At 49.9% G+C, this 9,741-nt stretch carries 3 protein-coding genes; all 3 read right to left on the reverse strand.

Translation table 11 applies throughout. The features are described from left to right. Window positions 1-29: 29 nt before the first annotated feature. A complete protein-coding gene (locus tag AACS80_RS18910) occupies window positions 30-6,479 on the reverse strand; it encodes an adhesion domain-containing protein (protein WP_138183921.1) in 6,450 nt (2,149 codons plus the stop codon). Between the two features lie 116 nt (window positions 6,480-6,595). Then, window positions 6,596-7,561 carry a SinI family autotransporter-associated protein gene (locus AACS80_RS18915; protein ID WP_131162108.1) on the reverse strand — a complete coding sequence of 322 codons (966 nt, stop codon included), beginning with the start codon at window positions 7,559-7,561 and terminating at the stop codon, window positions 6,596-6,598. Between the two features lie 55 nt (window positions 7,562-7,616). Continuing rightward, window positions 7,617-9,741 (reverse strand): intimin-like inverse autotransporter SinH (sinH, locus tag AACS80_RS18920; protein ID WP_138183922.1); only part of this gene is annotated, 2,125 nt, incomplete at its 5' end.

The following is a 9,741-nucleotide window of genomic DNA, read 5'->3' on the forward strand; positions in this document are numbered from 1 at the left end:
CCATGTCAGCACCAGATACAACCATGCCATCACTGAAAGCAGGCGATTAGACCTGCCTTATTTTGCAGAACTACACTACAATCCTGCGTCCCCGTGTCTTCAAACATTCCGCATTGCTCGGAGGATAAATAGGGATAGCTTGGCGTAATTGAAGGCCACCCCAACGAGCTAAAACTTGTGTGCAGCGTTTCTAACTCACTGTACGTTGGCGCATTGCTCATACTTCCACACTGCTTTGCTATATCCCATTTGGCTGAATCAACTCTGTGTCCCAACGCCCAGGTTTCGTTGACCACATTTGGAGCCACCACAGCAACCGCACCAGCAGGTAATTCTGTTTTCAGCAAAGGTCGATGTAATGTTTTGCCATTCACCACTACCGAGTCTGCCATATGTCCCCAGAAGTGAGCTGAAGAGACATTTGGACTGGTTAAAACGGTAAAAATAGTGTCCATCGTTGCAGTCACAGTTGGGTAATTATCCAGCGTTACTGTTAGCGGCGTTTTATAACCCGGCGTATTGTCCTGACGAACAGTAAAGCTTGCCGTGCCGTCTGCACCTGTCACGCCACTGATCTCGTCCCCACTTGCAGCCAACCGAGTAGCCACTCCTGATGATGGCTGGATGGTGATATCATCCATTTCCGCTACACTAACTCCATTTGCAGGCGACAACGTCGCCCCGCTGTTACGCGGCGCAGCATCGCCGCGGTGTAACATAAAGGCCACGTTCGGCACCGCTCTTCCGGAACTGTCTTTCACCGTAACCATCACCGACATGGCATCGCCTTTTTTTGCCACCGCCGCCTGATAAGCAGAATCAAACGTCGTCGAGGTCAGCGTCACGGCAGAAACCGTCGAGTGTGGATGCACCAGGCACGCCTCATAGGCCCAGGTTTTCCCTGATGCCAGTAGCCCCGTGTACAGATCTATTGCTTCACAAACAGTGGACCCTTCTTTCGCTGGACAGGTTGCATTGGTCCACCACGCATAACCGCTCTGCTTCACTGGCCAACCAATCTCTTTCACGATAGTGCCATTAGGGTAGCGAGCGTATAACGATTTAAGTTCGTCCAGCGAAGGGTGGCGCGCTTCTTCACACGGATCGGTTCCCCCCGCATCGCCTCTCTGCGAGGAATGTGGCGCAGGCCAGTATTCATTATTAAGATTCACTTTAGAGAGCGGTTTACCCGCACCGCTGGTGGCACCCATTTCATCCCACAGTTTTGGTCGTTCAAACTCAGTACCGTCGGCCGCGGTGACCGTTTCCGGCATATGGCCCCACATATGCGCTTTGTCGCTGTTCGGGCTGGTGATAACGGTAAAAATAACGTCCAGCGGTACTATAGGTTTATCGGCGCGCCCAAACGCCGTCGCGCTCATCGGGGTTTTCAGGCCGGTTGATTGATCCTGATGGAGCTTAAAGGTGACCTGCCCCTGAGCATCCGTTTGCAAGAGCAGATAGTTAAGGTTGGCACTTCCGTTGAGGATACTGGATGTCATGGTTTCCGCCGGATTAAATTCATCCAGCACAAGATCATCGAAAGTAGACGAACTCCCGATAGTCGTACCGTCTCGTTGCGTGCTGACGCCACGCTGAATCCCCACCGACTCATACGCCGCAGGCGAACCATCCGTATGGGTTACCGTTACTGTCACAGGCATCGCCTCTCCCGCCTTTGCTTTTCCGGCAGACAGCGCGCTGTCCCAGTTTTCCGCCGCAGGCGCAAGGGTTACGCTGCCAATCGGTTCCGCTGTCGCCAGGCAAACCTGTGAATAGGTGTTGGACGTACTCGACGTCGCGCCGGCTTCGCCCGTTTTGAGATTCATATATTGATACAAAGGCGTGGTAGTTCCGGCGCTTGATTTCACATTACGCGACCAGAACAAAGGTGATGATAAATAGAGAGGCCATCCCTGCACAGTCTGTAACGTTCCGTCAGGCCAGGCATCATACAATGACTGGAGATCGTTCATCACTGGCAATTTGTCTTTGCAGCCGCCATTGCTGCCGTCCAGTGCAGACGTGATGTTAACCCGCGGCCACACTTCATTATTTACCGTTACAGTAGCTGTTGATGCGGCTTCAGCCTGCAACAGTGGACGGCTGAAAACCTTGCCATTTTTTGCCGTGAGGGTTTCAGACATATGCCCCCAGTAGTTCGCTTTCGGCGTATCAGGGCTGGTCACAACCGTAAAGATCGCACTCAAACTCTGCGACACTACGCTAGTATCATCCAGCGTAGCCTGCATCGGTATTCTTTCACCAAAACCGGTATTGGGCTGGTTGATGGTCAGCGTCGCCGTACCGTCCGCCCCGGTCGTGCCATAAAAATTATCACCAGTGTTCAGCAGATAGGCCTGGTGATTATACTGGTCTGTCACTGAAATCAGTCTGGACTGATAATCGGTCACCTCGACATTCTGGCGACTAACCGTTTTCCCGTGGCTCAGTAAGAATGGCGTGTTGCCTACAACATTCCCCTGGGCATCACGGGTCGTCACTTTGAACGTCATTTGCTCATGAACATCTTCATAATTGGTTTTGACTTTTACTGCATCAAGACCGTCCACGCTAACCGTTTGTTCTGACGTCAGCTCAATTTTCGCTACTTTCTTATTTGCCGTCGTCTGACAACTCAGGTATCCCCCGTTCGTCTCCAGCACGCTGCTGGTACCGTTACTGAGCTGTACGCCGAGATAATTACGATTTCCCACACTGGCACTATCCGCCGTACTGGAGTCATAAACTTTCAACACCGGCCAGCCGTCTACGGTATGCCCGCCCCAGTTGCCGGACAACGTAGTCAGCGCGTCTTTTGTCGGGATAAAATCCGCGCCGCAGCCGTTATTTTTAGTATTTTTAGCAGCCTGCGCTTCGGTAAACAGAGCCCAAATCTCATTGTCTTCTTCAGGCCCTTTGCGCGCATTGCCCGCTGAACCGCTCAGTTCCGAGAACAGCAAAGGACGTTTAAACGTTAGCCCGCCCGCCGTTAGCGTTTCCGGCATATGGCCCCACATTTTGGCATTTGCGCTATCCGGGCTGGTCACCACAGTGAAGATGGTGTCCATGCTGGCTTTTTTGGTCGGGTCGGAATACAACGCTGCGATCAGCGCCGTTTTAGTGCCGTGGGTATCTGGACGGGTAATGGTGAGGATCTTGCTGCCATCGCTGCCGGTCATTGCGATATAGCTCGTGGCGGTATCGCTCAGCGTTATCTCATCAGGCTGGCCGCCATCGACAACCACTGAGGATACAATGCCATCGCCGCTACCCGCCACATGACGTTCCTCTGAACGGGTATAACCATCACCACGTTGAAGGATAAACGGCATATCTGCCATTGGATTACCCGCGGCGTCTTTTACTGTCACCTTGACCTGTAATGTCTCGCCCTTTTTCAGCTTTGCCGCATTGAGGCTACTATTCCACTGAGCTGGATCCACAATTTCTAACGTGATGCTGTTGGCAACAGTATTTGCAGTAGCCAGACAGCTTATATAAACAGGAGGGGTAACATTGCTTTGTACATTACCATTATTTAACCAGACTGCCGCAAAATGCGGCACCTTATCGACTGGAGTGCTACTCCAGTATTCCTGGAGCTGAGTCGGCCAACCGTGTACTGTCTGAATGGCATTGTTAGTGTTGCCACTGTACAACGCAGCAAGTTGGTTTTTGCGTGGTACTTTATTTTTTTCACAACCGCCCGCAGCACTGTTTTCAATATCCGCCTGAGTGACTCGTACCCAGCTTTCATTATTTTCTACTTGTGGACTACGCCCGCCACTGACCTCCTGAATTAATTTCGGGCGATTAAAGGTCATGGTTCCAACAGTAATTGAGTCATCCATATGCCCCCACATTTGTGCCACAGAAACATCAGGACTTGTTGGCACGGTAAAGGTCACATTGTAATTTACAATATTATTCGGAACCGCTGATTGAGTTGGGGTAATTGTCAGTGGTGTACTTAAGCCAACGCCTGCGGGCTGCTCAATTACGATTGTCGCCACTCCCTGCGCATCCGTAAGACCTGAATAAATTACTGATGGTTGCGAGGTACCATAGGCGGTTCCGTTCATTGTGAGAGCACCACCAGACGGATCGGTAAAACCAGATACCAACCCAGCTCTGTTCTGACTCATCCCTTTGGTAACGGTAAATGCGGTAAAAGGGACAGGAGTATCATTGTTCATCGCGTTAACGGTACGAACCGTCATGGTTATTTTTTCACCCACCTTCGCTTTAGCAGAATTGGAACCGGGTGAGATATCTTTGTCTGTTTCTACCACGACACGAGCCACGAGATCATTGGCAGAACAAGTGAGATAGTTTTGCCTGAAACCAGAATAAGTGGTAACCGAGCCATTATCGAGAGCAACAGAGGAATGTGAATCTGCTTGTTCAACCGCTGTGAGGTAATCTTGTTTTATCGTCGGCCAACCATACTCAGTACCAATCGCATTTCCTTGATTTGCTACGTATAAAGCTTCCAGAGAACGTTGCCTCGGAATATGTCCAACGCCGCATTCCTTCTGCATACTGGACTCTTGATCAAACAAGGCCCAGTCCTCGTTGTTTTCGCGCATTACCCCCACTTCATGCGCCGTTTCATCTGCCAGCAGTGGGCGTTTATAGATATTCCCATCAGAAATAATCCCTCTTGCCATATGCCCCCACATCCGGGCCTGATCGCTGTCCGGACTGGTGATAACTGTAAAAATCACGTCCTTCTCATCCGATGCAGCAAAGTTGCTGCGCATTGTCGCGGTGATATGCGTTTTAACACCAGCACCGTCTGGTTGCGTAAGTGTAAGCGTAGCCTGACCGTTAAAGTCGGTTATGCCTTCATAGTTGTGTGCATCAATCTGGTGTAAATTCGAGTCGCCGGAAATATGTACTGGGTGCGCTTCCCACGTGGGATCGGATTGATTTTTACGGTTAATTCCATCATCTAAATGAAGTGAGAAATAGTAGTAAGCCAGCGGCTGATTATTATTTTTTTTATCGGTAATGGTCAGGCGCATGAGTGTATCTTCACCCACCGGAACTTTTACTGCCTGCAAACTCTCATCATAGTTTTCGGGGGTCAGCACCAGTTCGGGGTCAACCTCCGGTGCGTCTTTGTCCACACAACTCACCAGATACTTCGTACTATCTGCTTGCTGTGCTTCGCTATGGTTCGTAACATCTGCGGCATGATGCTTCCCGGAGGTCCCTGCCAGCGAAGACCAGTAATAATCTCCCTGCATTGGCCAACCGACGACTTCTTGCACTGAAGTAGGAATGACGGTTTTCATCGCACCAAACTGCCGCATACCAGGCAGAATGTCGCAGTGGTTATCTGCACCACTCCAGGTGAAGGTTGACCATGTTTCGTTATGATCGATGACTGTACCCGCTTCATTATCCACTTCTGCTGCCAGTTTCGGACGGCTGAAGGTGTATTGCATCGCCTTTAACGTTTCTGCCATATGGCCCCACATATTAGCCTGCGGGACATCCGGGCTGGTGAGAACGGTAAAGATCACCGCCGTTTCGCTGCTTTGCGTAATGCCAGAAAGACTGACAACCAGGGGCGTTTTTACACCGGGACCATTCGCCTGCGTTACCGTAACAGTAGCGGTGCCATTGGCATCGGTAGTACCACGATATTCCGTTGCTGTAGTCGTTAACTCGGTACTTCCGAGTCTTACTGGACCGGTGTTATTCACAACATTCTGCCGGTTTACCGCATCTTTACGTTTGATAATAAAAGGTATATTACCTGCCGTATTACCCTGACAATCTTTGGTCGTTACGGTTAAAGTGATTGAGTTGCCAACGGTAGTTTTAGCCGCGTTTAGTGTTTCATCATAGTCACTGGCACTGACAGTAACCAGATCACCCACTGCGCTGGCAATATTTAACGTGACCTGTTTTTCATCAAGTAACACCGTTCCCTGATTAGGTACGCCTGTAAGGGTAAAGAGATCCAATGTTGGGAGCGTTTTGTCTGGATCAAACTGCGGAATCGCCACCAGTTTATGACCCGCCAGGTTTTGTACACAAAAGGAACGATCAGGACGTGGTTGTGGGGTGAGCGGCATATCGGGCGTAGCGGCGTCTGCCCAGATAAGGGTGACGGCTGGCAACATTTGATCTTCCCAGCGCAGTAATGGCGGACTGTTGAATATGTCACCTTCATTGTCGCGCGGGTTGGTTAAAATCATGCTCGTTGCGCTGGCCTCAATGCTGAAATTACCGGGCATAGCTGTATTAGCAATATCATGCTCCACAGTGGGATCAAGCTGAACACTTCCTTGATAGACGGGTACGCTGGCGCTATCTGCAAAGGGAACGGTGCCATTTATAGCATCAGTTGAAGCTCTTGATTGTTGCCACTGTCCCCCTTTTAACACGGCCATTGCAGGCAAGGTCAGGGATAGCAATAAAATCGCCGTTATTACTTTTATTAGTTTCAAAGCCCCGTCCATGATTGAAACCTGCCCGTTAAAAGTTGCGTTTTCACCTCAACCCACTTTGCTTAACGCTGGCTAAGCAAAGTGCGCGGAAAAACACCATTCCCTGGCGGGAATGGTGCTGGTAACGATTATTTTCTCTGGTAGTCGATAGATAAGCCGTAGCCCTGAACGCCATCGTTGCCGAGGACAACGCCACTTCCGGCAAAATCGAACGCGGTTTTCGCTTCGGCATTGGTAACAGGGATAACCAGGTCGCTGTTGTTGTAAGTCGGATTAACAAGACCACCGGCTGTGCCCAACTGGAGGCTGGTTCCGGTAAAGCGCCAGCGATAGTTGTACTGGCTGGTAACCTCTTCGCCTGCATCATAAGTACTGTTGTTGTTTTTATCTTTCCACAACATGACTTGATAAGTGGTATTAGTTTTGAGTTTCGTCGTTTTACCCAACAGATTCGTATTGATGTCTTTTTCGTGAATTACGACGTGAACGGCATCATCAAATACCGGACCTTCCGGAATATCATCGCTGTCAGAACCACCGCCCGCATTGGTGGAAAGGTCAAGCATCACCACCTCATCCGCAACATTCGGATCACCGGTAGTGGTAGTCGGCGTGATTTTCAAACCTATGTATCGATCAGCATCCGCAGCCGCGATGGTATATGTATCGCTCCCTACGGTACCAATCTCTTTAGGATCTGCTCCTGACTGGTCGCTATAACTCATCCACTGGAGGGTTGCTTTAGTCGCTGTGTTATTGTCATCAAGGTCCCCCTGAGTATCACCAATCGCCCAGTTGGCTGTCAGTGTGTCCCCCACATGAAACTGCTTATCACCGTCCGTTGTGACCGTGCGGCTACCACGATCAATATCAATAGTGACATGTGATTTATCAGCATCCGCTATCTCTGAAGCACTTCTGGTGATCCACGGCACGGTCCCCTGAATGGTGCCGGTACTTTGTGATTCTGATTGCCACTGCCCAGCTCTAAGATTGCCCTGCCCTTCAGCCATTGCGACAGGCACTGCACAGTACCCCGCTAAAGCCAGCGCCAGCGCGACTTTCGTCAACGGCCGCGTTAAATGATTGTTCATTCAATTCTCTCCTTGATTAATATCCAGCGACTGGCCGATCGGCCATTACGCCGATCTAGTGCTTGCTGTAAACCACACGTAATCCATACCCCTGCACGCCATCTTCTTTTTGGGCACCAAATTTCTGTACGGCCTCTTCGTTTGTCGCAGGGATGACAATATCTTCATTACTGGTATTCGATTGCGCACCGGTATAGCCATTGACGCTGTGCCCGGTAAACTCCCACTGGTAGTCGTATTGCGCCATTTCCTCTTCCGTCAGTTTTTCCGACTGCTGGAAAACTCCATCGTTGTTGACATCGCGCCACAAGACAAAGCGATAGGCATTATCAACAGGCAAATGCTCTTTCTCATTGCCGATAAGATTGACAGGGTTAGTCGCAGATACACGGTAGATAAAGGCATTAACATCATTGCCCCCCGCGCCGAGGAAAGTCACATCTACATAGTTACTGTCGTCATACGGCGCGGCTCTCGCTTTCCAGCGGAAAGTACCGGGTAGCGTACTGGAGAGCGTAACGGTGCCTTTTTCTTTATCCTGCTTAGCGATAAAGACGCAGGGATTCTCGGTTGAACAGGGTTTATTGGTGAGCGTAACTTTTTTATCCTGCGCATCGTAAAGCTGCGGCGAAAGGTTATCTACTGGCAGAGCATTGCCGTTGCGGTCAGTGTCATCCCCAAAGCTATCGGTGACGTCGAGATCCATCACCACGCCATCGACGCCGTCTGCCTGGGCGCTGGCTTCGTGGCTGTGATTGTTCTCATCCGGCACATCTGCGATGTTGTTGACGATCAGCTCAATTTTACGATCCTGCTGCACGGTGATTTCGACCACACCGGAATTCTGCCGATTACCCTTTTCATCTTCCAGCGCCAGACGCACGCGCCAGGTATTGAGTTTTTCCTGGTCGGCAGGATCGGAGCTGTACTGCCAGGCTGGCAGCACCAGATTCCAGTGGTTGTTGTTACCTTCAGTGATGGTATTCGCTTTAACAACAGGCATGACCAGCGTGCGGGAAGCGTTATTTTTCGCCTGCCACGAGGCGGCGACAATTTTGTAATGGTGGTTGATCAGCGCGTTGATGGTCCATTTACATTTTTCCAGGCCAACCGCTTCCTCTGGCGTGTCTTTAATCACGCATTCCGGGTGCTCATTGGTGGCGTCTGCTTTAAGCCACAAGGTGACATCAAGTGGGTCTTTTTCTTTGTATTCCAGCACGATAAAGTTATTACGTTCGACGAAGTCATGGCGACTGCCCATCAGCGAGTGAGCAACTTTGACGTTATCGCTATTCAGTTGATCTTTTAGCGGAACACCGAACTGATAGTTAATCGTGGCGTTAACACTAAGATCACTGTTATCTCCGGTACCTGCTTTATAGTCTGTCCCGACCGTCAGTAACGGAACGGGTTGATAGTTCACGCCGAGCGTCACTGCATAGGGATCTTTTTCTAAATTATCGGTGCCGAAGAGCGCCACTTCGTCACCATAATATTGCTCGAAAACAATTTTGCCCCCCAGCTGCGGATAAGAAGGTAACCAGGCTTCCGCCCGGATATCCCAGCCACGTGCGGGTCGTTCTAAATAGAAATCAAAATCTTTTGAATCTTTCCAGTCTGAAAGCGGATGATAATAGTTACCAGAAAATTTTAAATAATCCGTCCAGGCTTCTGTTCCTAAGCCTAAACGGCGATGTCCACGGGTGAAATCATAATCATAAAATATATTCCCCCCCAGAAGCCATTTATCAAAATTATGTCTTACGCCTAAACCTATATTACCTATCGTTCGATCTTCTTTTCGTTGCGCAGAAAACTGACTGAAATAGACCGTACTCTGATTATCATACCAGGGGACAAAATAGTCGATTGAACTGCCGTCCAGATCGCCATCCTGACCGATGGAAAGGTTAGAGCGAACTTTACCATAAGGAGAAAGCGCACCTTCGATATAAGACTGTGCGGATGATGTGATTTGCCCTTGCAGATAGCTTCTCGCCTGGGATTCAAGCGCTTCTGGAGTCAGGTTCTCAAAGCCCTGTTGGGCGGACTCGGTAACGTAATTGGCACCACGTTCCTTGACGGATTTGCCTTTGTTACTTTGTTCTTCTTGTTGAGCAGCTTCGCTTGCCAGATCAGGTAATGAAGATTCGCTTTGCTTAATATTTATCTCCGGTGCT

The sequence above is a fragment of the Escherichia sp. E4385 genome, assembly GCF_963883145.1.
Taxonomy (GTDB): Bacteria; Pseudomonadota; Gammaproteobacteria; order Enterobacterales; family Enterobacteriaceae; genus Escherichia.

Excerpts from the sequence above, each read along its gene's own strand:
- AACS80_RS18915 (WP_131162108.1), bottom strand. The coding sequence starts at position 7,561 with ATGAACAATCATTTAACGCGGCCGTTGACGAAAGTCGCGCTGGCGCTG.
- AACS80_RS18910 (WP_138183921.1), bottom strand. The coding sequence starts at position 6,479 with ATGGACGGGGCTTTGAAACTAATAAAAGTAATAACGGCGATTTTATTG.